Consider the following 26,118-nt stretch of genomic DNA (forward strand, 5'->3'; position numbering starts at 1 on the left):
GTTGCGTGAGGGTGTCGGCGAAGACGAACTGACGAGCATCCGGGCGCATCTCGAACAAGACCGTGCGCTGGCCGACGCGAAGTTCCAGACGATGATCGAAAAGGCCATGGGCCGCCCGGCCCACGTACGGCACCGCGGTAGGCCGCGACGCGCAAACCGCCCGCCGGACGAGGCTTAATTCCCTCCGTCCCCTTTTTGCCTTTTCACCCTTGGCAATAGACCAGAATGGTTTTGCTGGCGGCGCTGACAACCACACCAATCATTTCGTTGGTATCGATATCCACCATTTGAGCTGAATACTCATGGAGTTCGTCGAAAATTGCCGTGGCGACTTGAGCGCTTCGAGAAGACCCCTTCCTGATGATGTAGATGTCCACATCGTGCCCGCTGGCAACTTTCTTGATTTCAGAGACCTTGACTGTCCCGTTGGCGTGCAAGAGCCATACGTTTGTCGGCGAAAAGATGATGACCGGCACACATGGGCTGAACGAATCGGAGACCAGGAAACTGTTGTTCCCGATGGCGGAGATCTGGTTTATTCCGGTGAACCGACCGCGATATCCTCCCACAACATCCACGTCCTGACTGGAGTTGTAGTCAACGCCGTCCACCGAATAGGGAGGCGCCTGGGGCTCACTGAGAAATGTCACGGTCACATCCGTGGATACGATCTGCATCTCCGTCAGCAGTGCTCCCACCCGGGCCGAACTGGTGGTCACGGGAACTGCGTCGAGATCCTGCTCATTTGTCGCGAGCTTGCAACCGCACAGTCCCATGTCTTTCTCCGGCTGGCTTTGGGTGAGTGAGCGAGGACAGAGTACTCGCCGAGGAAGCCATGATCCATAAGCCATCGGGAACAAGGGCGGAGATGGCTGATTAACCCCGGGCAATCCGCCCGCGCTAGCAAACGATCGGCGAGATTTATTCGCCGCGTCCTATTTAATTGAAAAGGCCTTGGGCCACCCAGTGAGCGTGCGGCGGCCCGGGAGACGGTCGCGGACGGAAGAAAAGCTCGATGGCATTTAACTTCATCCGTCCCCTTTTCGCCCACCCGGGCGGCCGGCCACCGCGCGCAAGCAGCCAGGAAGACATTTAATTAGCCACGTCTCCTTTAACTGGACGGAAGAAAAGCTCGATGGCATTTAACTCCCTCCGTCCCCTTTTTGCGTCCCTGCGGTTTCGCAAGCCATGCCGACCATCCACCTGGCGAAGGCTGCCATCGTGTGGAAACCACCCTGGGACGCCCCGCCGCATGCCGCCCACGTGGGCGACCAAGGCTGGCCGGCGTGTGGGACGAGGCTTAATTAGCCACGTCCCCTTTATTCTATTCCATTCCGCTTTATTCCGCTTGAGGTGGCTCCTGCTTTTTCCGGGCGACCAAGGCTGACCGGCGCGGATGACAGATTTAATTAGCCACGTCCCCTTTAGTTCGTCCCCTTTAGTTTGTTTTTAGGCCTGCGTACAGACCGCCACGCTGCGGTTCAAACGGGTGTAATTGAACCTGACCCCGTTTTTGTTTTGGATTAAATGAACCTGACCCCTTTGTTTTTCCGCCCGCGTGGGCGGCCGCCGCGGGCAAGCAGCCGGGAAGACGTTAATTAGCCACGTCCCCTTTAATTTCGTCCCCTTTAATTTAATTAGCAAGAAGGGGACGCATCAGAAGATCAATGCAAGTACGCAGCCGATCACCGCCAGTGCGGACATCACCACAGCCATGTTGGCGCGAGCCTGCAGAGCCGCGGCCAAGATGGTGACCTTCTGCAGTTCTTCCAGCGTCTGTTGGATCAGTTTGGCTTGGGCAACCTGTGAAATCTCCAGTTGCTCAACCCGTTTGGACAACGCTTCGACCTTCTGCTGCGGCGTATCCTCGGCCGGTCGTGAGTCACTGGTTCCCTGCGCAGTGGAATCGGCCTTGGTAAAGAGTTTGGCCGCCTGCTCGATGAGAGCTGGCAAGGCGGCCCCGGCGATGGTTTTCCAGATAATCGCGGACATTCAATGCACCCAGAAGTTGAGATAGACGACCACTGCGATCAAAACAGCCAACACGACCAGATGCCCGGCCACGCCGCGGATACGAAACACACCTAGGTACTGCGAGGCGTAGAAGGCGGCATCTTTCTTCAACTTGCTGGCGTTGATGTAGTTGGAGATACCTTTGGACACAAGCCAGATACCATGCCCTATCGCCAACGCCAAGACGAAGCTGCGGAATATGCCGTAGATGTCCATGTCACCCGACACGTAGCGCCGATACAGCACCGAGATGATCCCCACCAACACGGCGGAGAATAACGCGATCGCCAGATTACTGATCGCCGAACGCTTCTGGATATCGGCAGCCTCGGACATTTCTCTTCTGACCTCGGACAGCTTCGCCGTGATCAGGGCATCCGTCTCGGCCTTCAGCTTATCGATCCTGTCGTCGAGTGTTTTGCCGAAACGCTCAGCCGCGTAATCGATCAACTCCTCGGCGTGGCGTTTGCCTTCCTGCATCTCATCTTTAAACCAGTTCGCCACACTACCCCCTGCTGCTGTACAAAAAATCCCTGGAACCCGGCTTACATGGTTCCCCGACACTCCCCACCTACCTCATGCAACGAGCAAAAGGGTGTCAGGGACAATTTGAGCGTCCATCGTCGGAAATTGTCCCTGACACCTTTTTTGCTTTTGAAACGGTTGTAAGTGAACCTGACCCCGTTTTGCAACAACAACGTGCCTTGGGTCGAGACGACTTCCGCGCCATGGTCGAAGCGAAGACTCAACGCTTTGCCGGCATCAGGCCTGCGCACAGACCGCGAGGCTTCGGTTCAAACGGGTGTAAGTGAACCTGACCCCGTTTTTGCTTTAAGTGAACCTGACCCCGTTTTTGCTTGGTGACGAGCGCTTCCAGCGCATGGTGGAAACCACCCTCGGACACCCTGCCGTGTGCCGCCCGCGTGGGCGGCCACCGCGGGCAAGCGGCCAGCAAGACATTTAATTAGCCACGTCCCCTTTAATCGACTGCCCTTTAACTGGATCAGGGACTGGCCCATGGAGCGAACATGCCACTGGCTCGAACGCTTGCGCACGCCGCCTTCCGATATCCTTCTACAGACGCGAGCGACACCGTGAATTCGTGGGAAAACCTCAGAACCTGACCCCGTTTTTGCGTTACTAGCTCGCCGCAAGGTTCAAATCGTTAACCAAGGACCTGAAAAGCGCGAGCTCGCCACTCGTACCGGGCTTAAAATTGTCCGTATTAAAATCCTCATCCTTCAAATGCGACTTTCTGAGGAGCGTCAAGAATGCTCCGGACGGAACCACCGATCCTGGCTTTGTAAGATGCAAATACGCAGGTCTCAAAAGACGCATACATGCCTTGAATCCGTTCGTCTTATTCAACATCATGCCATCACCACTCGAAGACCACGCAGCCGGCCAGCGTTCTGCCACCGCCTTAAAGAAATTGAAGACCACGTCGGCAATTTCGAGATCACGCTCTTCCAGAAACATATTCCGGAAAATCGTTCGCCGCAATTCTGGCATATCAACCTTACTCGGCACACGCCCTCTCAGAAACATATCCCTATCCTTAACCGGATCATCGCTAAGATAGGGAAGCAAAGATTCTACGAGAGTTGCTTGCGTCAGAGTTTCAGTGAACCTTCCATGTGTAGCCACCCCAAGGCGCTTTATGCGTTGATAGAGGGGGCTTGGAACCGTAGTGTCGAGCGCCACCGCAACTTGGTGGCAGGTCTTCTGCGGACTTCTTGCTCTAGAAAATTCGAATAAGTCATACACGAGACTCTTGTTGACCTTGGTTTGAGCAAGATTTACTACGGAAAAAAGATATGCTTGGCTTTCAATATCCATTTCAACGAAAACAGAAATGTTTATCTCAAATGGCGGATGGCCATCTGCCAATGCCTTCAACCCCTCAATTCTATGCTGACCGTCCAAGACTCTCGCAATTTCTAATCTATTAACTCTACGCTCTTCGTCGTCCTCGTCGAGCGATGTATGCAGAGTAAGTATCCTTCTGTCGGGATCAAAATCGGCACAGCGACCGGGAATCGCCAAGATAACCGCTGTCGGAAAGCAGGCATCGACCGTATTAACGTATTGACCGATATCCTTCACCCGCTTTGGATTGACCTCGCGTTGTATACCGAGATACCTATCCATCTCGCGGTCTTCTGTCAGACGACGAACATCAGAATAGGTAATTTGCCCCAATACCGCGGAGTCTATAGAGGCCACATAGAAGTCGCCTATCGGCTGCGAAACCCTCACACAGGGTAATTCGATGCTGAAATCTTCGTCGAGCACGCTTCGATGGTTTGTATTGCTCATTCGCGGTTCCTCTTCGCAAATTCAGCTGCAAAATCGTGCGCCGGCTCCACAAGCTCTGCCTCTGGATCAAATATCAGTGTATTTTTCCTATAGACGACAGCAAGATAACGTAACGCAATGGAGAAGATGGCTATTACTACCGAAGCGCGGAAGAGGAAACTAGAGTTCAGGTGTACGCCTCCGGGAAACTCTCGCGCTGCGAGCTGAATAGCATAGAAACTAGATCCAACTACGGCCAGAAGAAATAGAAGAACGAGATGTAGCCCACGATTAGGAAACGTTTTTGCCTTCGCAGGATCATCGCCCGCAATAATGAACACAGGACCCAAAAACGTTACCGCAAAAATAAAAAGTTGGCCCGCATTTGCGGTCTTATAGAGCAAATCTATGAATGACGCATCTCGATTAACGAGGAACGCCTCAAATAAAAGCGCAGAAATCCAGAACGTGGCTGTCGAGAACACAAGGGTAATGAAGAGCTCCTTGATGGTCTCAGCGTGATTCTTGCGAGTACAGTAAGACAAGTAGCCAAGTAACGGCACCTTAGTCCATAGCGACCTTAAAGATTCCCCGCCTATCTTCTGAGTCATTCCGAGACCCCTACCCTGTGATGATCAATTCGGCGAAAGTTCCCCGAGAAGCCTTCGTTCCCGAGATGGCGCTGTATCTACTAACTGCCGTCAGCGAAAAGAATTTTTCATAGAGCTCTCTGACGCTTTGATGGTCCGCATTCGTGCAAAAGATGATCGCCCCGCGGGATTTTGCCCGACGAAGCGCTTCCATCAATCTTTCCTGATCCGCCCAGGAAAATAGCTTTTCGTTATATTTTATAAAGCCATTGAATTGGTGCCTTACCGTATAAGGAGGGTCTGCAAAAACCAGATCGCCATCGCCAGCCATGTTTATAATCTTCTCAAAATCGCCATTGGCTAACACAGCAGACTCCAGAATTGAAGACACCAACTCGAAATCATCGGTTTCAAGGACAACATGTTTCTTGGAGCCAACGGGCGTATTAAACACGCCATCGCGGTTCACGCGATAGAGGCCATTCCAACAAGTCCTATTCAGATAGATAAAGCGAGCTGCTCTCGTATGCGCTGTGCGGGGAAGACTCGCGCGCACTCGATAATAATATTCCGGAGAATGATTTCGATGATGGCGTTTCAGCTCCATATATACGGCACGCCAGTCTGCACGGATAGCAGCGTAGGTGTTCATCAGATCCTCATTCGAATCTGACAGCACTGCCATTGCGGGTCGGAGCGCAAAATACATTGCACCACTACCTAGGAATGGCTCGTAATATGTGTTAAATCGCTGCTGTACCAGGAGCCTTGCTGTCGGCATTAACCAACGCTTGCCTCCCGCCCACTTCAAGAAGGGCAAAATCTTCACGCCACCAGCGGGAGTCTCATTGAGCTCTGATATGTTCGATACCGGCGCACTTGATTTTAATGCCCCATTTGAATCGATGAGCGTCGCGAACCAATCCTTTTTCTTCACTGTGCCCCCTCAATTCGCGCCATCTAACGATAGGCGGATATCGAATGCTCGTTCATTCCTCGTGCCGGCGATGCGCTCGTACCTCACATATTCCTCCGATACTCCCCCCCCACCTCATACAACGCATGACTAATCTGCCCCAACGAGTTGTACTTAACCGCCTCAATCAACTGCTCAAACACATTCCTACGCTCCCGCGCCGTCCCCTGCAACACCTTGAGACTGTCGGCAGCCAGCGAGTTCCTCGCCTCCCCGTAGCTCCGAACATTGGCAATCTGCGCGCCCTTCTCCTCGGGCGTCGACCGAATCAACTCGATCTCGGTCGCAATCTCCCCCCCATGATCCTTCGGCAGGAACGTATTCACGCCGATCAACGGCAACGACCCATCATGCTTCTTGTGCTCGTAATACATCGACTCTTCCTGGATCTTGCCGCGCTGGTACATGGTGTCCATCGCCCCAAGCACGCCGCCGCGCTCACTGATCGCCTCGAACTCCTTGTACACCGCTTCCTCGACCAAGTCGGTCAGCGTGTCGACCACGTAGCTGCCCTGCCACGGGTTCTCGTTGAAGTTGAGGCCGAGTTCCTTGTTGATGATCATCTGGATCGCCACCGCGCGACGCACGCTTTCCTCGGTCGGCGTGGTGATCGCCTCGTCGTAGGCATTGGTATGCAGCGAGTTGCAGTTGTCGAACAGCGCGTACATCGCCTGCAGCGTGGTGCGGATGTCGTTGAACTGGATTTCCTGCGCGTGCAGCGAGCGGCCTGAAGTCTGGATGTGGTACTTCATCATCTGGCTGCGCGCGCTGGCACCGTAGCGTTCGCGCATGGCGCGGGCCCAGATGCGGCGGGCGACGCGGCCGATGACGGTGTATTCCGGGTCCATGCCGTTGGAGAAGAAGAAGCTGAGGTTGGGCGCGAAGTCGTCCACGTTCATGCCGCGGGCGAGGTAGTACTCGACGATGGTGAAGCCGTTGCTGAGGGTGAAGGCGAGCTGGCTGATCGGGTTGGCGCCGGCTTCGGCGATGTGGTAACCGCTGATCGACACCGAGTAGAAGTTGCGCACCTTGTGGTCGACGAAGTACTGCTGGATGTCGCCCATCATGCGCAGCGCGAATTCGGTACTGAAGATGCAGGTGTTCTGCGCCTGGTCTTCCTTCAGGATGTCGGCCTGCACGGTGCCGCGCACCTTGGTCAGCGTGTCGGCCTTGATGCGGGCGTAGGTTTCCGCGTCGACCAGCTCGTCGCCGCAGACGCCGAGCAGGCCCAGCCCCAGACCGTCGTTACCCTTGGGCAGCTCGCCGTGGTACTGCGGGCGCGAGGTGTTGGCGTACAGCTTGTCGATGTATTGCTGCGCGGCGGCCCAGCGCGTGGCGTCTTCCTTCAGGTACTTCTCGACGTTCTGGTCGATGGCGGTGTTCATGAACATCGCCAGGATCATCGGCGCGGGGCCGTTGATGGTCATCGACACCGAGGTGCTGGGCGCGCTGAGGTCGAAGCCGGAGTACAGCTTCTTCATGTCGTCCAGGGTGGCGATGTTGACGCCGGAGTTGCCGATCTTGCCGTAGATGTCCGGGCGCGGCGCCGGGTCTTCGCCGTACAGGGTGACCGAGTCGAACGCGGTGGACAGGCGCGTGGCGGCGCCGCCCTGGCTGAGGTAATGGAAGCGGCGGTTGGTGCGCTCGGGCGTGCCTTCGCCGGCGAACATGCGGGTGGGGTCTTCGCCGCTGCGGCGGTACGGGTAGACGCCGCCGGTGTACGGGTAGTGGCCGGGCAGGTTTTCCTTGCCGAGGAAGGTGAGGAGTTCGCCCCAGTCTTTCGATTTGGGCGGGGCGACCTTGGGGATCTTCTGGTGGCTCAGCGATTCGCGGTAGTTGTCGACGCGGATGACCTTGTCGCGCACCTTGTATTCGTTGACGTCGGCGGTGACCGAGGCGTACAGCGCGGGCCATTCGCGCAGTTGGTGGATCGCCTCGTGGCTGAGTTCCTTCAGCGCGGCGTTGTAGCGCTGGCGCAGGGTGAGCAGCGAGCGGTCGGCCTCGGCCTGCAAATCGGCGTTGCGATACAACTCCAGCGGGCGCGGCAGCTTGTCGTCGCCCAGTTCCTTCAGCGACTCGTAGTAGTGCTGCGCCTTGCTGGCGTACTCGGCCTGGGTCTCGATGCTCTTGTTGATGGCGCGGCCCTGCTCGGCGATTTCGGCGAGGTAGCGCACGCGGGGGCCGGGGATCAGCACGGTGGCGCGGGGTTCTTTCAGGGTGGTGTCGAGGTTGGGGGTCCACTTGTCGGCGGGCAGCGACAGTTTTTCGCGCATGAGCCGGCACAGGTTGGCGAACATCCAGGTGATGCCGGGGTCGTTGAACTGGCTGGCGATGGTGGGGTACGCCGGCACGTCCTCGTCTTTCACGGTGAACGCGGTGCGGTTGCGCTTCCACTGCTTGCGCACGTCGCGCAGCGCGTCCTCGGCGCCGCGCTTGTCGAACTTGTTGAGCACGATGAGCTCGGCGAAGTCGATCATGTCGATCTTCTCCAGCTGGCTGGCGGCGCCGTAGTCGCTGGTCATCACGTAGGCGGGGAAATCGACCAGGTCGACGATCTCCGAATCGCTCTGGCCGATGCCGGCGGTCTCGACGATGACCAGGTCGTAGGGCTGGCTCTTGAGGAAGTCGATGCAGTCGTGCAGCACGGTGTTGGTGGCCGCGTGCTGGCGGCGGGTGGCCATCGAGCGCATGTAGACGCGATGGCTGCGCAGCGAGTTCATGCGGATGCGGTCGCCCAGCAGCGCACCGCCGGAGCGGCGGCGGGTGGGATCGACGGCGAGCACGGCGATGCGCATGTCGGGGAAGGCGTGCAGGAAGCGCAGCAGCAGTTCGTCGACCACGCTGGATTTGCCGGCGCCGCCGGTGCCGGTGAGGCCGAGCACGGGCGTGTGCTTGCCGGCCAGCTTCCACTGCTTGCGCAGGCGGTCGAGTTCGGCGTCGGTGTAGCTGCCGCCTTCCAGGCTGGTCAGCACGTGGCCGATGCTGATCTCGTCGTCGACGTCGGGCGTGGCGTGGCTGGCCACCTCGCGCTGGGTGAGGCGCGACTCGCGGCCCTGCTGCGCGCGGCGGATCACGTCCTCGATCATCTCCACCAGGCCCAGCTTCATGCCGTCGTTGGGGTGGTAGATGCGCTCCACGCCGTAGGCTTCCAGCTCCCTGATCTCTTCCGGGGTGATGGTGCCGCCGCCACCGCCGAACACGCGGATATGGCTGGCGCCCTTCTCCTTGAGCATGTCGACCATGTACTTGAAGTACTCGACGTGGCCGCCCTGGTAGGACGACATGGCGATCGCGTCGGCGTCCTCCTGCAATGCCGCGCGCACCACGTCCTCGACCGAGCGGTTGTGGCCGAGGTGGATCACCTCCGCGCCTTGGGCCTGGATGATCCGCCGCATGATGTTGATCGCCGCGTCGTGGCCATCGAACAGGCTGGCCGCGGTGACGAACCGCAGTGGGGTGGTTTCCGTCTGCGGGGCGCTGGCGGGGACGTGCTTGGCGGGGGAACTCATGGCAACTCCGGACATCGTGTGCTTGAACTCCTCGATTCTAGTGGGAATCGGCAGCAAGGGCTTGGACGGGGCCAGCCTGGTGCGAGGTGCGTCGGCGTTTTTCGCCGGCATCCGGCGGCACCCCACGTGGTGGCTGCCACCACGTTTTGCCGACATACTCGGCTCAGACAGGTGACGCCATCCGCGCGCCGACCAAGGCGAACGGGTAACGGACCGCGGCAGGGAGCGGCGCCAGGCAACTTCAACGCACTGGAGGAATGCACGCATGAAGAAGGTGATATTCGCGGCCATCTTTGCCTTGGTCGCGGTGGTCGTGCAGGCCAGCTCGGTCAAGGATCTCGAATCCTCTGCCGTCATCGACGGCAGCATCGTGGTGACCACGGATGGCTCGGTGCGGGCCACGCAGATCGATGAGCCCGAGAAGTACGGTCCCATCGCCGAGATGGTGCGCAACGCCGCGCTGAAGTGGCGCTTCCAGCCCGTGCTGCGCCATGGCGAACCGGTGGTGGCGAAAGCCAGCATGCATGTCCGCGTGGTGGTCAAGAAATTGTCCAAGGGCCGCTATGCCGCGCGCATCACGGGCGCGACGTTCGGCGACGACGACCCCGTGCCCACCAACGAGCTGCGATATGCGGACAGCCAGCGGGTCGTGCCGATCTACCCCGCCGCCCCGGCCAAGGCCGGCGTGGACGCCACGGTGTACGTGGTGTTGCGCGTGAACCGCAGCGGCCGCGTCGCCGATGCCGTGGCCGAACAGGTGAACCTTGGCAGCCCCGGGGCCGAAGTTCTGGCGCGCAGATACCGCCGTGCCTTCGCCGAGGCGGCGCTGGAGGCGGCGCGCAAGTGGACTTTCAAGGTCCCCACCACCGGCGAGCTGGCCGCCAGATCGGACTGGACGGCTCGCGTCCCGATCAATTTCCACATCGAATCACCGCGCCATGGCGATGCCGTGCCGGTCTGGCAGACCTACGTTCCCGGGCCGTACACGCCCGCCCCATGGGTTCACCGCCAGGGGCAAGACGCCAGCGATGCCATTGCCGAGGGTGCGCTGCAGACCGATGGCACCGGCCCGGTACTGCTCAGCAAACCGGACCAGGGCTGACAAGCGGCGAATAGCGCGTCGTCCGGTGACACGGAAGCGGTGCTTGCCCAGGGACACGCCATGGTGGCGATCACGCCGCCGCAGGCGTGGCTCAGGCCTGGTCGCAGAAGAGGTTCGGCGAACCCACCACGCGCGCGCCCACCGTTTCCCCGCGCAGGAAAGCAAACGCCGCGTTGATCACCTCGGGCGCGTCGAGCACGCGGCTATGGCCCAGGCCTTGCGTGGTGTACAGCCGCGCGCCGGAGCAGTACTGGGCGTAGCGCTCGCCCTCGCTCCACGGCACCTCGGTGTCATCGAGGTCGTGCACGATCAGCACGGGCTGGCCCAGCGCGGGCAGGTGGCGATGCACCTGCAGTTGTTCGACGCTGACGCCGGTGCGGCGCAGCAGCCAGTCGAAGAATGGTTGTTGCAGGTGTTCGCCCAAGCGCACGAAGCGGAAAAAACGGCTGGCCGCGGCCTTCATGTCTGCCGCCGGCGCCACCAGGATCAGCCGCCGCGCATGCCAACTCTCGTCCTGCGCGAAGACGACGGCGGCGCCACCCAGCGAGTGGCCGACCGCCAGCGCGGCGTTGCCGTAATGTTCGCCGATCGCGTGGATGGTCGCGGTGAATTCCGGCAGCGTGCACAGCGTGCCGCTGCTGTGGCCGTGGCCGGGCTGGTCGAACGTGACCACGGCGAATCCCAGCGCGCGCAAGCGCGCCACCCACGGCAGGAAGCGCAGGCCGAAGCTGGACCAGCCGTGCGCCAGCAGCGCATACGGCTGGATCGAGGGATCACCCCAGACATAGGTGGCGATGGTTTCGCCGTTGACGTGCAACTCGCCGCGGCGCATGTCCGCATCGCCCTGCACGGCTTCGGCGCGGCTGCGGCTGCTGGCGAACGGGGTGGCAAACAGGCGCGCGGCGCGGTTCACGGTGCGCCCGGGCGCGATCCGCCCGCCCAGCACGAAGCCGGTGCGCACGGTGCCGAGCCTGATTTTTTCGATGACGGTGGACATGGGTCTCGCCTCAGGTTTGCCAGCTGCGCCACAGGCGCTCGAAGGCCGCGCGGGTGCGCTGGCCGGCTTCGTCGAATCCGAACAGCCCGGCGTCGTGGTGCAGGCCGAGCATCAGGGCGTAGATCTCGAAGGCGAGCTGGGCGACGTCGGTGTCGCTGCGCAGGTGGCCCAGTTCCACCGCCTGCGCGATCGCCTTCTGCAGTTCGTCGCGCCAGCCGGCCTGCTGCCGCACCACGCCGTCGTGCAGCGCACCGTCGCGGCCGTCGTACTCGCTCACGGCCGACAGCAGCACGCAGCCGCTCTGGTGCTCGCGGCTCCACTCGAACCAGTGCGCCACGATCGCGCGCAGCCGCGGCAGGCCGCGTGGCTGCTTCAGCGCGGGAAGCAGCACCTGGGTCACGAAGCGCTGGCGGCCGGTGTCGAGCACGGCCAGTTGCAGGTCTTCGCGCGAGCCGAAGTGGGCGAACACGCCGCTCTTGGACATGCCCACGTCGCTGGCCAGGCCGCCGATCGACAGGCCTTCCAGCCCGTCGCGGCGGGCCAGCGCATAGGCATGATCGAGGATGGTGTCGCGGGTGGCCGTGCGCTTGCCGGGGCGGGTTGCGAGTGTCATGTCGGAAAAATAGCACGACCGTTCGTTCTATATCAAATGGCACTCACACAGTCTCGGCGGACCTTGCGGCTATGCTTCACCACTGCACGCCATGGAGGATTCCGCATGAAAATCCGCAACCTGGGCATTCCGCTCGCCACCGCGCTGCTGGCCGCCTGTGTCACCTCGCCCACCGGCCGCTCGCAGCTGATGGTGGTGTCGGACAGCCAGATGAGCCAGATGGGGCTGGCCGCTTTCAACGACATGCGCAAGCAGGGCAAGTTCGTCGACGCGCCGCGCGAGCGCGCGTATGCCACCTGCGTGTCCCGCGCGCTGGTCGCGGTGCTGCCGCCGCCGTGGAATACCCAGCAGTGGGAAGTGCAGATCGTTGGTGACGACACCGCCAACGCGTTCGCCCTGCCCGGTGGCCGGATCGGCGTGAACAAGGGCATGTTCAAGCTCGCCGACAACCAGGACCAGCTGGCCGTGGTGCTCGGCCACGAGCTGTCGCACGTGGTGGCACGCCACGGCGCGGAGCGCGTGTCCGACAACATGGCGGCGCAGGCGGCGGTGGCCGCCGGCACGATCTACGCCGGTTCGCGCGGCGGCGACGCCGGCAACGCCGCCGCCCTGCTGGGCGCCGGCGCGCAACTGGGCATCCTGCTGCCGTTCTCGCGCACCCAGGAAAGCGAGGCCGATACCTTGGGCCAGCGCTACATGGCGCAGGCCGGTTTCGATCCGCGCGCGGCGGTGGTGCTGTGGCAGAAAATGGGCGCGCAGGGCGGCAGCAAGCCGCCGGCATTTCTTTCCACGCATCCCGCGCCGGGCAACCGCGCCGAGGCGCTGGGTCGGCAGGCGCAGCAGTTGCTGCCGGTCTATCAACACGCACGCGCCAGCGGCCACGCACCGGACTGCCACTTGTGAACGGCGCTTGATCGCCGCCTGAACGAGCCACGCGCGGCGGGTCAACTGCCCGCCGCGCATCCCGTTTTCCATCCTGCCTGCCGCCTGACGCGGCGCCGACGGAGAACGCGATGTTGCGCAGCCCACTCAAGTTTGCCCTGCTGGCCGGTTTCGGCCTGAGCCTTGCCGGCGCGCTGTATGCGCCGCCCGCCACCGCGCACACGCGGGTCGCGGTGGGCGTGAGCATCGGCGTGGCGCCGCCGCCGGCCCGCTTCGAACGCGTCCCGCCGCCACGCCGCGGCTACGTCTGGGCGCCCGGTTACTGGCGCTGGAACGCGCCCGCGCATCGTCATGTCTGGGTCGGCGGCTACTGGGTGCGGATGCGTCCGGGCTACCACTACCGACCGGCGCATTGGGTCCGTCACGGCCACGATTGGCGCTTCCGGCGAGGCTACTGGGGCCGCTGAGGGCGGCGGCCCGCGGCGCTCCATCCGCAGCCGGCTTGACGCGCCGCACCATCGCCGCAGGGGACGACGTACTAAACTTGGCGTTTTGACTGATCGCCCCGGCCCTGGTCGGGGCGATCGATTTCGTCCCTTACCACCATCGAGCGGGCCGCGTGCCCGCACCTTAGTCGGCGAGGCCTGCGGGCAACGTCAATCCATGGAGTCACCGTCGCAATGATTTTTGAAACCATCGCCAAGACCGGCCACGAAGAAGTCGTGTTCTGCCACAACGCCGACGCCGGCCTGAAGGCCATCGTCGCGATCCACAACACGGTGCTGGGCCCCGCGCTCGGCGGCCTGCGCATGTGGCCGTACAAGTCCGAGGCCGAAGCGGTGAACGACGTGCTGCGCCTGTCGCGCGGCATGACCTACAAGAACGCCGTGGCCGGCCTGAACCTGGGCGGCGGCAAGGCGGTGATCATCGGCGATCCGAGCAAGGACAAGTCCGAGGCGCTGTTCCGCTCCTTCGGCCGCTTCATCAACTCGTTGAACGGCCGCTACATCACCGCCGAGGACGTCGGCATCGACGTCAACGACATGGAATACGTGTTCCGCGAAACCGAGTACGTCACCGGCGTGCACCAGGTGCACGGCGGCTCGGGCGATCCCTCGCCGTTCACCGCCTACGGCACGCTGCAGGGCCTGATGGCCACGCTGCAGTTCAAGCACGGCAACGAGGACGTGGGCAAGTACAGCTTCGCGGTGCAGGGCTGCGGCCACGTCGGCGGCGAGTACATCAAGCTGCTGCGCGAACAGGGCGCCAAGGTGTTCGTCACCGACATCAACAAGGAAGCGGTGCAGCGCTGCGTCGACGAACTCGGTTGCGAGGCGGTGGGCCTGGACGAAATCTACGACGTGGACGCGGACGTCTATTCGCCGTGCGCGCTGGGCGGCACGCTGAACGAACAGACCATCAACCGCATCAAGGCGAAGATCATCTGCGGCCCGGCCAACAACCAGCTGGCCACCGACGAGATCGGCGACGAGCTGAACCGCCGCGGCGTGCTGTACGCGCCGGACTACGCGGTCAACGCCGGCGGCGTGATGAACGTGTCGCTGGAGATCGACGGCTACAACCGCGAGCGCGCGATGCGCATGATGCGCACGATCTACTACAACCTGGGCCGCATCTTCGAGATCAGCAAGTCGCAGGGCGTGCCGACCTACCTGGCCGCCGACCGCATGGCCGAAGAGCGCATCGCCGCGATCGGCAAGATCAAGCTGCCGCACATGGGCAACGGCGGCACCCGCTTCCAGGGCCGCATGCGCGGTCAGTGATCCCGACGGTTGCGCAAGACAAGGGCCGCGTCGCGAGGCGCGGCCTTTTTCATGGCAATCACGCCAGGCAGACGCCGTTGCGGCCGGCGTGCTTGGCCGCGTACATCTGCTGGTCGGCGCGGGCGACGGCTTCCATGAAACCCTCGCCGCGGCGATATTGGGTCACGCCGGCGGAAAAGCTGAAGGGCTGGCCCTCCGCTGCCCGCAATCCGCGCACGCCCCGGAGCAGACGATCGACCGTGGCGAGCGCGTCGACCCCGGCGCTGTCCGGCATCAGCACGAGAAACTCCTCGCCGCCCCAGCGGGCCACCATGTCCGAGCCGCGCAGCAGGTCGCGCACCGTATCCGCGAATGCGCGCAGAACGCGGTCGCCGCCGGCGTGGCCGAGCGTGTCGTTGATTTCCTTGAAGTGATCCAGATCGATCAGCGCCACCGAAAAGATCGTGCCGCTGCGCTCGGCGCGTGCCTGTTCCTGGGCCAGGCGATCCTGCGCGTGGCGGCGGTTGGCGAGTCCGGTGAGTTCGTCGTAGGCGGCGAGCCGCTGCACTTCCTCCAATGCGCTGGCCAGCGCCACGCGCTGTTCGCGCAGGTTGGAACGCAGGCGCGAGAGCCGCGACGCCACGTACGAAATCACCGGCAGCACGATCAGCAGCATGCCAAGGGCGGAAATGTCGTCGAGCATTTCCGGCGAGTCCAGCGACCACCCGATGGCGGGGGCGCGCTGCCACTCCATCACCGCGATGCTGACCAGAAAGCTTGCCAGCGCAAAGATGGTGAGCCGGGCGATGCGCTGCCACGGCAGCGAGAACGCGCCGAAGGTGAAGACCAGCAGCAGCGGGCACAATGCCAGGTGGCGCGCGCTGCCGGCGGACATGTAGGCATAGTCCACGGCCACGATCGCCAGCACGGTCTGCCATTCGGTGAGCGCCGGATCGGCAAAGCGCAAGCTGAAGCCGCTGCGCAACGCGGCGTAGATGAGCCCCTGCCCGATCGCCTCGATCACACCCAGGATCAGCAGGTTTTCCCAGCTCATCCAGCCCAGGAAAACGCCGCCTGCAAAGAACAGCGCGCAGCCCGCGGTGGCCACGCAGGCGATCAGCCACTGGCGCAGCCGGATGCGCTGGTGTCGCTCCGACCCCAGGATGATCTTGTCCAACCGCTGCATCAACGTTGTCACGTGGGCCTTGCCACCTCTTGTCGCCGGGGCAGACATGGGGTGCACCATGGGCAACTGTGCCCATGGACAACCTGCAAGGCGGCCCGAACTCTGACGGTTGCCCGCCGTCGTCTTGCGACACGGCAACGGCCGGGGCGGCGAAAACTTTAGCCGGTCCCCGCGCAGCACTCGGTGAAGGCCGCCTGGCGGCGCTCCCGCGGCCGTTGCGTGCCACGCCAGACTGTCCATTCCCCTTCCGGCTTTGCGTATGCGCGGCGGTCAACGAATAATCGGGTACGGGAGGTGCCACGGATGCGCAGGATGATGATCTGGCTGGGTTGCGGCATGTTCGCGCTGGTGCTGTTGATGGTCAGCGGGCTTTTGCTCGCCGACCGGCTGACCCCGCGCGCCACCGGTGCCCCGAGCAGCGCGTTGCCGATGCGGCCGGCACAGACCCCGATCGATCGCGAACTGGCCCCGTACCTGGCCGCGCACCCCGGCGAGACCGCGGCGACCCTGCTGCCCGACGGCCTGGATGCGTTCGCCGCGCGCGCCGCCTCCGCGCGCCTGGCCGGGCGCAGCCTGGACCTGCAGTACTACATGTGGCACGACGACCTGGTCGGCCACCTTCTGGCGCGCGAGGTGTACGCCGCGGCCGAGCGCGGCGTGCGCGTGCGCCTGCTGCTCGACGACATCAACACCAAGGGGCTCGACCCGGCGCTGCTGGCGCTGGACGCGCACCCGAACATCGAGGTGCGCCTGTACAACCCGTTCCGCAACCGCAGCGGCGTGTGGCGCCTGCTGGAGATGGTGCAGCGTTTCTTCAGCGTCAACCACCGCATGCACAACAAGGCGTGGATCGCCGACGGCCGCGTCGCGCTGGTCGGGGGGCGCAACATCGGCGACGAGTACTTCGACGCCAACCGCAGCGTGAATTTCCGCGACCTCGACATGCTCCTGCTCGGTCCGGCCGTGGCCGACGCCAGCGCGATCTTCGACGACTTCTGGAACTCCAGCGCCGCGGTGCCGATCGAGGCGCTGAACCCGCAGACACCGGAAAACCTGCACAGGCTGGTGGCCGCGCTCGCCAACGAGTCCGCCGACGCGGCCGCGCAGGTCTACCTTGGCCGTGTCGCCGCCTCTCCTTCGGCGCAGCGCCTGACCAACCACGAGCTGGTGCCGCACTGGAGCGCGAACATCACCGTGGCATCCGATCCGCCGCAGAAGACAAAAGGCGCCGACCGCCGCGGCTGGCTGCAGCCGCGGCTGGCCGCGCATCTCGACGGCATGCATCGCGAGGTACTGCTGATCTCGCCCTACTTCGTCCCCGGCAAGCAAGGCACGGCGACCCTGCTCGGGCTGGCACGCGGCGGCACCCGCGTCGGCGTGGTCACCAACTCGCTGGCCGCCAACGACGTGCCGGCCGTACACAGCGGCTACGAGCGCTATCGCGATCGGTTGCTGGATGGCGGCGTGAGCCTGTTCGAGATCCGTCGCCACGGCCCGGTCGCCACCCACGGCCTGTTCGGCAGCAGCGGCGCCAGCCTGCACACCAAGGCATTCGTGATCGACGGCGCGCGCGGCTTCGTCGGATCGTTCAACCTCGACCCGCGCTCGGCCAACCTCAACACCGAGATGGGCGTGCTGTTCGACGACCCCGGCCTGGCCCGCGACCTGCGCCAGGAATACCTGCGGCTGGCCGCGCCGGTGCTCAGCTACGCGGTGCGCCGCGGCGCGGATGGCTCGACACAGTGGCTGGACCGCAGCACGCAGCCGCCGCAGGTGCTGGAGCACGAGCCCGACACCAGCTGGTGGCTGCGCACGACCACCCGCGCGATCAGCTGGCTGCCGATCGAATCGCAGCTGTAGGGACGCACGGGCCAGGCGGTGCCGCGTGCGCTAAAATCAGCAGCTCGCACCCAAGGAACCACCATGCGCCCGTTCCCGCTCGGAGAAGACATCGACCTGTTGCGCGAATCCGTGCATGCGTTCGCGGAGAAGGAGATCGCCCCGCGCGCCGACCGCATCGACCGCGACAACCTGTTCCCCGCCGACCTGTGGAAGAAGTTCGGCGAGATGGGGCTGCTCGGCGTGACCATTCCTGCCGAATACGGCGGCAGCGGCATGGGGTTCCTCGCGCACATGGTGGCGATGGAGGAGATCTCGCGCGCTTCCGGTTCGGTGGGCCTGTCCTACGGCGCGCACTCCAATCTCGCCGTGCAGAACATCTTCCACAACGGCAACGAGGCGCAGCGGCGCAAGTACATCCCGAAGCTGTGTTCGGGCGAGTACGTCGGCGCGCTGGCGATGAGCGAGCCGGGCGCCGGTTCGGACGTGGTCGGTTCGATGAGCTGCAAGGCCGAGAAGAAGGGCGACGCCTGGGTCGCCAACGGCAACAAGATGTGGATCACCAACGGCCCGGACGCCGACGTGCTGCTGGTCTACATGCGCACCGCGCCGCGCGTCGCCGGCAGCCGCTGCATGACCGCCTTCATCGTCGAGAAAGGCATGAAGGGCTTCCACACCGCGCAGAAGCTGGACAAGCTGGGCATGCGCGGCTCCAACACCTGCGAGCTGGTGTTCGAGGATTGCGCGATCCCCGAGGAGAACATCGTCGGCGAGGTCAACGAGGGTGTACGCGTGCTGATGAGCGGCCTGGACACCGAGCGGTTGGTGCTCTCCGGCGGCCCGATCGGATTGATGCAGGCATCGCTGGACCTTGCCCTGCCCTACGTGCGCGAGCGCAAGCAGTTCAACGCGCCGATCGGCACGTTCGGCGTGATGCAGGCGAAGATCGCCGACATGTACACGCGGCTGCAGTCCTCGCGCGGCTTTGCCTACATGGTCGCGCAGCAGTTCGACAACGGCGTCAAGTCGCGCATCGACCCGGCCGCGTGCCTGCTCAACGCCTCGGTCAACGCGGTGCAGGTGGCGCTGGAGGCCATCCAGACCCTCGGCGGCAACGGCTACATCAACGAGTTCCCCGCCGGGCGCCTGCTGCGCGACGCCAAGCTGTACGAGATCGGCGCCGGCACCAACGAGATCCGCCGCATGCTGATCGGCCGCGAACTGTTCCACGGCAAGGCATGAACCATATGCGCCGACAAAGGCATCGGCGCCGGCACATCGAACCGAATTCCGCCGCATGCTGATCGGCCGCGAACTCTTCCACGGCAAGGCATGAACCACATGCGCCGACAAAGGCATCGGCGCCGGCACATCGAACCGAATCCCGCCGCATGCTGATCGGCCGCGAACTCTTCCACGGCAAGGCATGAACCATATGCGCCGACAAAGGCATCGGCGCCGGCACATCGAACCGAATTCCGCCGCATGCTGATCGGCCGCGAACTGTTCCACGGCGAGGCATGAACCACATGCGCCGACAAAGGCATCGGCGCCGGCACATCGAACCGAATCCCGCCGCATACTGATCGGCCGCGAGCTGTTCCACGGCAAGGCATGAAGCAAGGCGCCGAGGGAAGGCGCCAGACATGAAAAGGCCCGCACGACGCGGGCCTTTTCATCACGCATGACTCGCGCGTTTCAGAACGTCCAGTTGAAGCTGATGGTGCCGGTCTGACCCTGCTGGTGCTGGCCGGCGTAGCGGTCGTAACCCAACTGCAGGCTGGCCGCCGGGCTCATTTGCCAGTCCAGCGTGGTGCCAAGCACGCTGCCGTAGCGCGCCAGCCCGATGCCGCCGACCGGGGCAAACTGGTTGACGCCGCTGAAGCTGGCGTCGACCCACTCGCCACGCAGGCCGAAACTCTGCTGCCACAGCAGGCGCGTGCGCAGGCTGAGGCTGCCGCCATGCGCCAGCGCCCACGTGCGCGTGGCGCGCACGCCCAGGCCGGCCTGCCACAGGGCGGTGGTCTGCGCTCCCGACTTCAGTCCGAAGCCATAGGCGCCGACTTCGTTGAAGCCATCGCGTTGCAGCTGGGCGTACTGCATGTCGACGTACGGCGTCAGCTCGGTGCGACCCAGCGCAAGGCGGTAACCGCTCTCGCCATAAGCCACGCCGTAGCGGCCATTGACGTTGCTGGCCACGCCGGTGACCTGGTTGCCCAGTTGCACCTGGCGACGCATCATCTCGCGATAGCTGCCAAGCCCGAAGCGGCCCATGGTGTACCACGAGCCGTGGATGATGCCGCCGTACAGCATGCCTTCCAGCGCGTGGCTGCGGCCCTGGTCGGCACTGCCGGCCAGCCGGCCCAGCCCCTCGCTCTGGCTGATCGCGTAACCAGCCACCGCATTGCCGCCGCCGAACCGGTAATCCTGGCCGACCAGCCAGCCACTGAGATCGACGCCGACGTTGCTGTAGCCGCTGCGCGACAGGTCGCCGTGATAGCCGAGGTTCTGCGTCCAGCCACCGGGCTGCGGGTTGTCGACCAGCGTATCGAAACGATCCGACAACGCGCGCGTGCCGGCGTTGATCGCCTCCAGCGTCATCGCGGCACTGGCCGCGTGCAGTTGGCCGGACAGGCTCTCCAGCGAATTCTGCAGCGCCGGGATGCCCTGCGTGTGCTGCAGGTTGCCGGCGCCCTCGATGAAGCCCAGCGATGCCGGCGCGATCCCCGACGGCGCCGCCGGACCCAGTTGGGTGTTGATCTGGTCGAATGCCGTCTGCACGCGCTGGGCCGCACCGTAGGACGCGGCGGTATAGCCCATCCCCTGCACGGCCGTGGCTTGCACCTGGGTCACGTTGAGCCAGGCGTTGTTGCCGTCGTAATTGAGCGTGGCGGTGAGCAAGGTGACGTTGGATGCCTTGTTCAGCGCACTGAACGTCCCGGTGAGGCCGCCGGTCGCGGTGAGCACGTCGGTGTGCGTGTTGACCGTGTAGCCGGAGTCGTAGCCGGTGACGTACAGGTCGCCGCCGTTGAGCGTGGCGGTGCCGGTCACGCGCAATGCCGAACCCAGCGAAAGCGCCAGTCGCCCGCTGCTCTGCTGGGTGTAGTTCCCAGCCACGTTGACGTCGCCGCCGGCCACGGCCAGCACGCCGGCATTGCCCACGTTGCCGCCGATATCGTGGGTCTGGCTCAGCGTGCCGGCGGTGCCGATGTTGACGCTGCCGCCCAGCGACTTCGCCGTGAGCGTGCCGCCCAGCACCTGGGTCATGCCGGTGTAGCTGGCCGCCTGGGTCAGGTTTAGCGTGCCGGTGCCTTGCTTGATCAGGCCGCCCGCGCCGGAGATCGGGTTGTTCCAGTTGGAGCTGCCGGTAAAGCTGACGGTGACGTCGCCCCAGTTGAACTTCGCCGGGCCGTCGACCGCCCGCCCGACGTTCAACGCGCCGTAGCCGAAGACCGGGTCCGGGCCGGCAGCGCCGAGATCGTCGGCGGTGCCGAGCAGGGTCTGCCGCACCAGATCATTGGTGAAGTACGGGAACGCCTGCCACACCACGGCTGCGGCGCCGGAGATTTCCGGTGCAGCGAACGAGGTGCCCTTGACGATCCAGTAATCCGGGCTCGTCGTGCTGGCCGTTGCATCCTTGTCCAGCACGATCACGTCGCCCGGCGCGGCCAGGCAGTAGTCCATCGCCTTGCCGCAGGCGTTGGAATAACTGGCCAGCTGAGTCGGGTGCAGGCTGTCCAGCGCCACCGCGACCAGCCAGCCCTGCTCCAGATCGGGCGACAGCGTGGGCAAGGCGGCGATGTCGCTGGGATCAGTCCTGGATTCGTTGCCCGCGGCGAACACCACCAGGCCGCCGTGCTGCACCACGAAGGGTCGATAGGCGGCAGCGAAAGCCTGGTTGATCGAGGCGTCGGTGGTATCCCAGTAGATGCCGCCCCATGAATTGTTCATCACCTGCACGCCGGCATTGATCAGCGCCGGGTTCAGGGTCTGCGCGAAAAAGTCCGCGTCGGCGGCGGTGACCTTGTTGCCCTGGCCCGAACCGTCGTCGGTCGGCTCGGTGTCGCTGATGATGCGCGCCGATACCAGTTTGGCCCCGGGGGCGATGCCGCCCGGGAACTTGTCGAAAGCCGCGCCGGCGGCAATCTCCGATACCCAGGTGCCGTGCCCGACCACGTCGTCGATGGAGGTGTTGTTGAGCGTCGGGTCGACGTAGATCAGCTCCTGCGTGACCCGACCGGCCACGGTCGGATTGCTGCGCATGATGCCGCTGTCGACGATGCCCAAGGTGATGCCGGCGCCGGTGAAGCCCTTGCTGTGTGCGGCATAGGTGTTGGTGAGACCGAGCTGGGCGTCGATCGGCGGCTGATCGGCCGGCGGCGGTGCCGGTGGTGGTGCCGGCGGCGGAGCGGGTGGCGGCCCGGATGGAGTGACCGGCGGCGCCTTGACCATGCCGCCGCCACCGCCGCAAGCACCCAGTGCAAACGCCAAGGCCGTCACCAAGGCGACGTTGCGTCGACGCATTCCCGCCACAGTCCTGCTCATGTCCCTTCTCCCGTCTCGTTCAGCACGCCGACCGCCAACGCTCGATCGCGGCAGTAGTATCCCCCCGGATCGGCGTATCTTCGCACAACAAATGTCATGAAAAACGCGCCGATATGTGCGCTTCGTCTACTGCCGGGGCCATTTGCCGTCGCCGGGAGCGCACTGCGATAATCCAGAGGTTCATTCCGGGCATTTGGCCCGTCGATTGCCACCTTTCAGTACCCCAGCGGAGTGTCATCATGTCGGACGTAAGCATCGTCATCACCGGTTCCAGGCGCACCGCCATCGGCTCCTTCCTCGGCCAGTTCACCGGCGTGCCCACCCCGAAGCTCGGCGCCACCGCGATCCGCGCGGCGCTGAAGCAGTCCGGCGTGGCGCCGGCCGAGGTCAGCGAGGTGATCATGGGCTGCGTGCTGCCGGCCAACCTGGGCCAGGCCCCCGCGCGCCAGGCGGCGCTGGCCGCCGATCTGCCGGCCGGCACCGGCTGCACCACGATCAACAAGGTGTGCGGCTCGGGCATGAAGGCGATCATGCTCGGCCACGACCTGATCAAGGCCGGCTCGGCCAGCGTGGTGGTGGCCGGCGGCATGGAGTCGATGACCAACGCACCGCACATGGTGCAGGCGCGTACCGGCATCCGCTACGGCGATGGCCAACTGGTCGACCACATGGCCTGGGACGGCCTGACCAACCCCTACGACGGCAAGTCGATGGGGGTGTTCGCCGAATCCTGCGCCGACAAGTACCACTTCACCCGCGAGGAACAGGACGCCTACGCGATCGAATCGGTCAATCGCGCCAAGGCAGCCCAGGCGAGCGGTGCGTTCGCCGACGAAATCGTCCCGGTCACGGTCAGCGGTCGCAAGGGTGACGTGCTGGTCGACACCGACGAGCAGCCCGGCCGCTCCGACATCGCCAAGGTGCCCACGCTCAAGCCCGCGTTCCGCAAGGAGAACGGCACCGTCACCGCCGCCAGCTCGTCCAGCATCTCCGACGGCGCTGCCGCGGTGGTGCTGATGTCCGCCGACGACGCGGCCAGCCGCGGGTTGAAACCGCTGGCCCGCATCGTGGCCCATGCCACCCATTCGCAGGAGCCGGAATGGTTCACCACCGCGCCGGTCGGTGCGATCCGCAAGGTGCTTGAAAAAGCCGGCTGGAAGGTCGAGGACGTCGACCTGTGGGAGATCAACGAGGCATTCGCGGTAGTGGCGATGACGCCGATGAAGGAGCTGGGCATTGCGCACGACAAGCTCAACGTCAACGGCGGCGCCTGCGCGCTCGGCCACCCGATCGGCGCCAGCGGTGCGCGACTGGTGGTGACGTTGATCAACGCCTTGAAAACGCGGGGATTGCGTCGCGGCGTCGCCTCGCTGTGCATCGGCGGCGGCGAGGCGACGGCGATTGCGGTGGAGTGCACCGACTGACACGACAAGGCGCCGTCCATCCCGCCGCCTTCACCTGACGCTTGCGTAAATCGTTTTGCCGGCAAGGCCCGCAGCACCATGAAAGATGTGGCGCAATGCCGGCGAAAGCGCTATTAATACACGGCCAAACGGCATTCCACGGCAAAGGAGATCACCCATGAAGTTTACGCGTACCCTACTCGCCGCCGCGCTCGTCGCGCTGTTGGCGGCATGCAGCAACGGCGCGCAGGATTCCGCGCAGGACGCCCAGAAGTCGGCGGACACGGCGCAGCAGGCGGCAGACCAGGCGCAGCAGGCTGCTTCGGAGGCCCCGAACACGGCCACCGAACAGGCTGCCGGCCAGGCCGCCACCGCCGCTTCCGCTGCGGGCGAGGCGGCCACCCAGGCTGCCGGCGCCGCCAGCGCCGCTTCCGCGATGGCTCCGGCCGCTGCCGGCACCTCGCATGACGCGATGTCGATGGCGAAGGATGCCGCCAGCAACGCGGCCGACGCGGCCAGCAACGCTGCCGACGCCGCCAAGAGCGCTGCCAGCAACGCGAAGGACGCCGCCGAGAAAGCCAAGGACGCCGCGAAGGGTCACTGATCCCCAGCTGGCTCTCGGCAACAGAAAAAACGGTCGCCTCGTGCGGCCGTTTTTTTTGCCCTTGATATCCAGCCGCCTTGCCCTGCGCCGGCCACCTTCCGTTTTGGGGGGCACGCCGCCGCCGGTTATGATCCAGAGTTTGGCAACCCGCCGTTTCCCGCTTCCCGTGAATCCCTCCATGAATGTTTTCGCGACCCAGATCGACCCCCGCTCACCCGAGTTCCAGGGCAGCACGACCCAGTTGCGCGCCATGGTCGACGACCTGCACCGCGAACTGGCGCGCAACGCCGAGGGCGGCGGCGCGAAGGCACGCGAGAGGCACGTCGCCCGCGGCAAGCTGCTGCCACGCGAGCGCATCCGCGCCCTGCTTGATCCCGGTTCGCCCTTCCTCGAACTGTCGCCGCTGGCCGCACACGGCATGTACGACGACGCCGCGCCCGGCGCAGGCATCGTCACCGGCATCGGCCGCGTGCACGGCGCCGAGGTGGTGGTGGTCGCCAATGACGCCACCGTCAAGGGCGGCACCTATTTCCCGATGACGGTGAAGAAGCACCTGCGCGCGCAGGAAGTGGCTCTGGAAAACCGCCTGCCCTGCATCTACCTGGTCGACTCCGGCGGTGCGTTCCTGCCGCTGCAGGACGAGGTGTTCCCGGACAAGGAGCACTTCGGGCGGATCTTCTACAACCAGGCGCGGATGTCGTCGCTCAACATCCCGCAGATCGCGGTGGTGATGGGCTCGTGCACCGCCGGCGGCGCCTACGTGCCGGCAATGAGCGACGAGACGATCATCGTGCGCGAGCAGGGCACCATCTTCCTCGGCGGCCCGCCGCTGGTGAAGGCGGCCACCGGCGAGGTGGTGGACGCCGAGACGCTGGGTGGCGCGGACGTCCATACGTCCATTTCCGGCGTGGCCGACCACTTTGCCGAGAACGACGCGCACGCGCTGTCGATTGCACGCGACATCGTGGCCCACCTCAACCGGAAGAAGGACATGCCGCTGGCGCTGCGCACACCGGTCGAGCCGAAGTATCCGGCCGAGGAACTGTACGGCGTGATCCCGCAGGACACCCGCCGCCCGTTCGACATCCGCGAGGTGATCGCGCGCATCGTCGACGGCTCGGAGTTCCACGAGTTCAAGGCGCGCTACGGCAAGACCCTGGTGTGCGGCTTCGCGCACATCCACGGCTACCCGGTGGGCATCGTCGCCAACAACGGCATCCTGTTCGCCGAGAGCGCGCTGAAGGGCGCGCACTTCATCGAGCTGTGCAACCAGCGCAACGTGCCGCTGGTGTTTTTGCAGAACATCACCGGCTTCATGGTCGGCAAGAAATACGAGCAAGCCGGCATCGCCAAGGACGGCGCCAAGATGGTCACCGCGGTCGCCTGCTCGCACGTGCCGAAATTCACCGTGGTGATCGGCGGCAGCTTCGGCGCCGGCAACTATGCGATGTGCGGTCGGGCCTATGGCGCCCGCTTCCTGTGGATGTGGCCGAACGCGCGCATCTCGGTGATGGGCGGCGAGCAGGCCGCGAGCGTGCTGGCCACGGTCAAGCGCGACGGCATCGAGGCCAAGGGCGGCGAGTGGTCGGCCGAGGAGGAGGAAGCGTTCAAGGCACCGTTGCGCGAGCAGTACGAACGCCAAGGCCACCCGTATTACGCCAGCGCGCGGCTGTGGGACGACGGCATCATCGACCCGGCCGATACCCGGCGGGTGCTGGGACTGGCGATCTCCGCCTCGATGAATGCACCGATCGAGCCGCAGCGCTATGGCGTGTTCCGCATGTAGCCAGGCGGACCG

Annotated in this window: 20 protein-coding genes; 9 read left to right on the plus strand and 11 right to left on the minus strand. The window is 64.2% G+C overall.

Annotated features, from left to right (window positions below):
- Positions 1-203: 203 nt before the first annotated feature.
- The 7 genes from ACVCMB_RS06015 to ACVCMB_RS06045 form a co-directional block, all read right to left on the minus strand.
- Positions 204-776, minus strand: coding sequence for a hypothetical protein (locus ACVCMB_RS06015; protein WP_447106410.1), 573 nt, complete (start codon positions 774-776; stop codon positions 204-206).
- A gap of 880 nt (positions 777-1,656) precedes the next feature.
- Complete coding sequence (locus ACVCMB_RS06020; protein ID WP_447106411.1) at positions 1,657-1,992, minus strand: hypothetical protein; 336 nt, start codon at positions 1,990-1,992, stop codon at positions 1,657-1,659.
- The gene (locus tag ACVCMB_RS06025) at positions 1,993-2,517 is read right to left on the minus strand and encodes a hypothetical protein (RefSeq protein ID WP_447106412.1); all 525 of its coding nucleotides are present in this window, start codon (positions 2,515-2,517) and stop codon (positions 1,993-1,995) included.
- Between the two features lie 636 nt (positions 2,518-3,153).
- Positions 3,154-4,332 carry a DGQHR domain-containing protein gene (locus tag ACVCMB_RS06030; protein WP_447106413.1) on the minus strand — a complete coding sequence of 393 codons (1,179 nt, stop codon included), beginning with the start codon at positions 4,330-4,332 and terminating at the stop codon, positions 3,154-3,156.
- A complete protein-coding gene (locus tag ACVCMB_RS06035; RefSeq protein WP_447106414.1) occupies positions 4,329-4,922 on the minus strand; it encodes a hypothetical protein in 594 nt (197 codons plus the stop codon). Before ACVCMB_RS06035 ends, ACVCMB_RS06030 begins: the two co-directional genes overlap by 4 nt.
- A gap of 10 nt (positions 4,923-4,932) precedes the next feature.
- On the minus strand, positions 4,933-5,838 hold the full coding sequence (locus ACVCMB_RS06040; RefSeq protein ID WP_447106415.1) for a DNA adenine methylase: 906 nt from the start codon (positions 5,836-5,838) through the stop codon (positions 4,933-4,935).
- 83 nt (positions 5,839-5,921) lie between these two features.
- Positions 5,922-9,386 (minus strand): methylmalonyl-CoA mutase family protein, encoded by a 3,465-nt coding sequence (locus tag ACVCMB_RS06045; RefSeq protein WP_447106416.1) that lies wholly within the window; start codon positions 9,384-9,386, stop codon positions 5,922-5,924.
- Positions 9,387-9,651: 265 nt separating this feature from the next.
- On the opposite strand from ACVCMB_RS06045, the gene ACVCMB_RS06050 reads away from it, so the two are divergent.
- On the plus strand, positions 9,652-10,488 hold the full coding sequence (locus ACVCMB_RS06050; RefSeq protein WP_447106417.1) for a TonB family protein: 837 nt from the start codon (positions 9,652-9,654) through the stop codon (positions 10,486-10,488).
- Between the two features lie 91 nt (positions 10,489-10,579).
- Here ACVCMB_RS06050 and ACVCMB_RS06055 read toward each other — a convergent pair whose 3' ends face one another.
- Together ACVCMB_RS06055 and ACVCMB_RS06060 are read right to left on the minus strand one after the other, a co-directional pair.
- Entirely contained in the window at positions 10,580-11,485 is a 906-nt protein-coding gene (locus tag ACVCMB_RS06055; RefSeq protein ID WP_447106418.1) for an alpha/beta hydrolase, read from the minus strand.
- 10 nt (positions 11,486-11,495) lie between these two features.
- Positions 11,496-12,098, minus strand: coding sequence for a TetR/AcrR family transcriptional regulator (locus ACVCMB_RS06060; protein ID WP_447106419.1), 603 nt, complete (start codon positions 12,096-12,098; stop codon positions 11,496-11,498).
- Between the two features lie 105 nt (positions 12,099-12,203).
- Here ACVCMB_RS06060 and ACVCMB_RS06065 point away from each other — a divergent pair, with 105 nt between their 5' ends.
- From ACVCMB_RS06065 to ACVCMB_RS06075, 3 genes are all read left to right on the plus strand, one after another.
- On the plus strand, positions 12,204-13,001 hold the full coding sequence (locus ACVCMB_RS06065) for a M48 family metallopeptidase (RefSeq protein WP_395119527.1): 798 nt from the start codon (positions 12,204-12,206) through the stop codon (positions 12,999-13,001).
- A gap of 110 nt (positions 13,002-13,111) precedes the next feature.
- A complete protein-coding gene (locus ACVCMB_RS06070; protein ID WP_395119528.1) occupies positions 13,112-13,447 on the plus strand; it encodes a hypothetical protein in 336 nt (111 codons plus the stop codon).
- Positions 13,448-13,660: 213 nt separating this feature from the next.
- A complete protein-coding gene (locus tag ACVCMB_RS06075) occupies positions 13,661-14,764 on the plus strand; it encodes a Glu/Leu/Phe/Val dehydrogenase dimerization domain-containing protein (protein ID WP_395119529.1) in 1,104 nt (367 codons plus the stop codon).
- A 58-nt stretch (positions 14,765-14,822) separates the two neighbouring features.
- On the opposite strand, the gene ACVCMB_RS06080 is transcribed toward ACVCMB_RS06075, so the two are convergent.
- Entirely contained in the window at positions 14,823-15,977 is a 1,155-nt protein-coding gene (locus ACVCMB_RS06080; RefSeq protein WP_447106420.1) for a diguanylate cyclase domain-containing protein, read from the minus strand.
- A 264-nt stretch (positions 15,978-16,241) separates the two neighbouring features.
- On the opposite strand from ACVCMB_RS06080, the gene ACVCMB_RS06085 reads away from it, so the two are divergent.
- Positions 16,242-17,789 (plus strand): phospholipase D family protein, encoded by a 1,548-nt coding sequence (locus ACVCMB_RS06085; protein ID WP_447106421.1) that lies wholly within the window; start codon positions 16,242-16,244, stop codon positions 17,787-17,789.
- A gap of 63 nt (positions 17,790-17,852) precedes the next feature.
- The gene (locus tag ACVCMB_RS06090; protein ID WP_395119532.1) at positions 17,853-19,010 is read left to right on the plus strand and encodes an isovaleryl-CoA dehydrogenase; all 1,158 of its coding nucleotides are present in this window, start codon (positions 17,853-17,855) and stop codon (positions 19,008-19,010) included.
- Positions 19,011-19,466: 456 nt separating this feature from the next.
- Here ACVCMB_RS06090 and ACVCMB_RS06095 read toward each other — a convergent pair whose 3' ends face one another.
- On the minus strand, positions 19,467-22,313 hold the full coding sequence (locus ACVCMB_RS06095; RefSeq protein ID WP_395119533.1) for a S8 family serine peptidase: 2,847 nt from the start codon (positions 22,311-22,313) through the stop codon (positions 19,467-19,469).
- Positions 22,314-22,552: 239 nt separating this feature from the next.
- On the opposite strand from ACVCMB_RS06095, the gene ACVCMB_RS06100 reads away from it, so the two are divergent.
- The 3 genes from ACVCMB_RS06100 (at position 22,553) to ACVCMB_RS06110 (ending at position 26,106) form a co-directional block, all read left to right on the plus strand.
- Positions 22,553-23,737: a thiolase family protein gene (locus tag ACVCMB_RS06100; protein ID WP_395119534.1), complete on the plus strand. Its 1,185-nt coding sequence runs from the start codon at positions 22,553-22,555 to the stop codon at positions 23,735-23,737.
- A gap of 157 nt (positions 23,738-23,894) precedes the next feature.
- Positions 23,895-24,320: a hypothetical protein gene (locus ACVCMB_RS06105; protein ID WP_395119535.1), complete on the plus strand. Its 426-nt coding sequence runs from the start codon at positions 23,895-23,897 to the stop codon at positions 24,318-24,320.
- A gap of 178 nt (positions 24,321-24,498) precedes the next feature.
- Positions 24,499-26,106 (plus strand): carboxyl transferase domain-containing protein, encoded by a 1,608-nt coding sequence (locus tag ACVCMB_RS06110; RefSeq protein WP_447100037.1) that lies wholly within the window; start codon positions 24,499-24,501, stop codon positions 26,104-26,106.
- Positions 26,107-26,118 lie beyond the last annotated feature (12 nt).

Source organism: Rhodanobacter sp. UC4443_H10 (genome assembly GCF_052978325.1).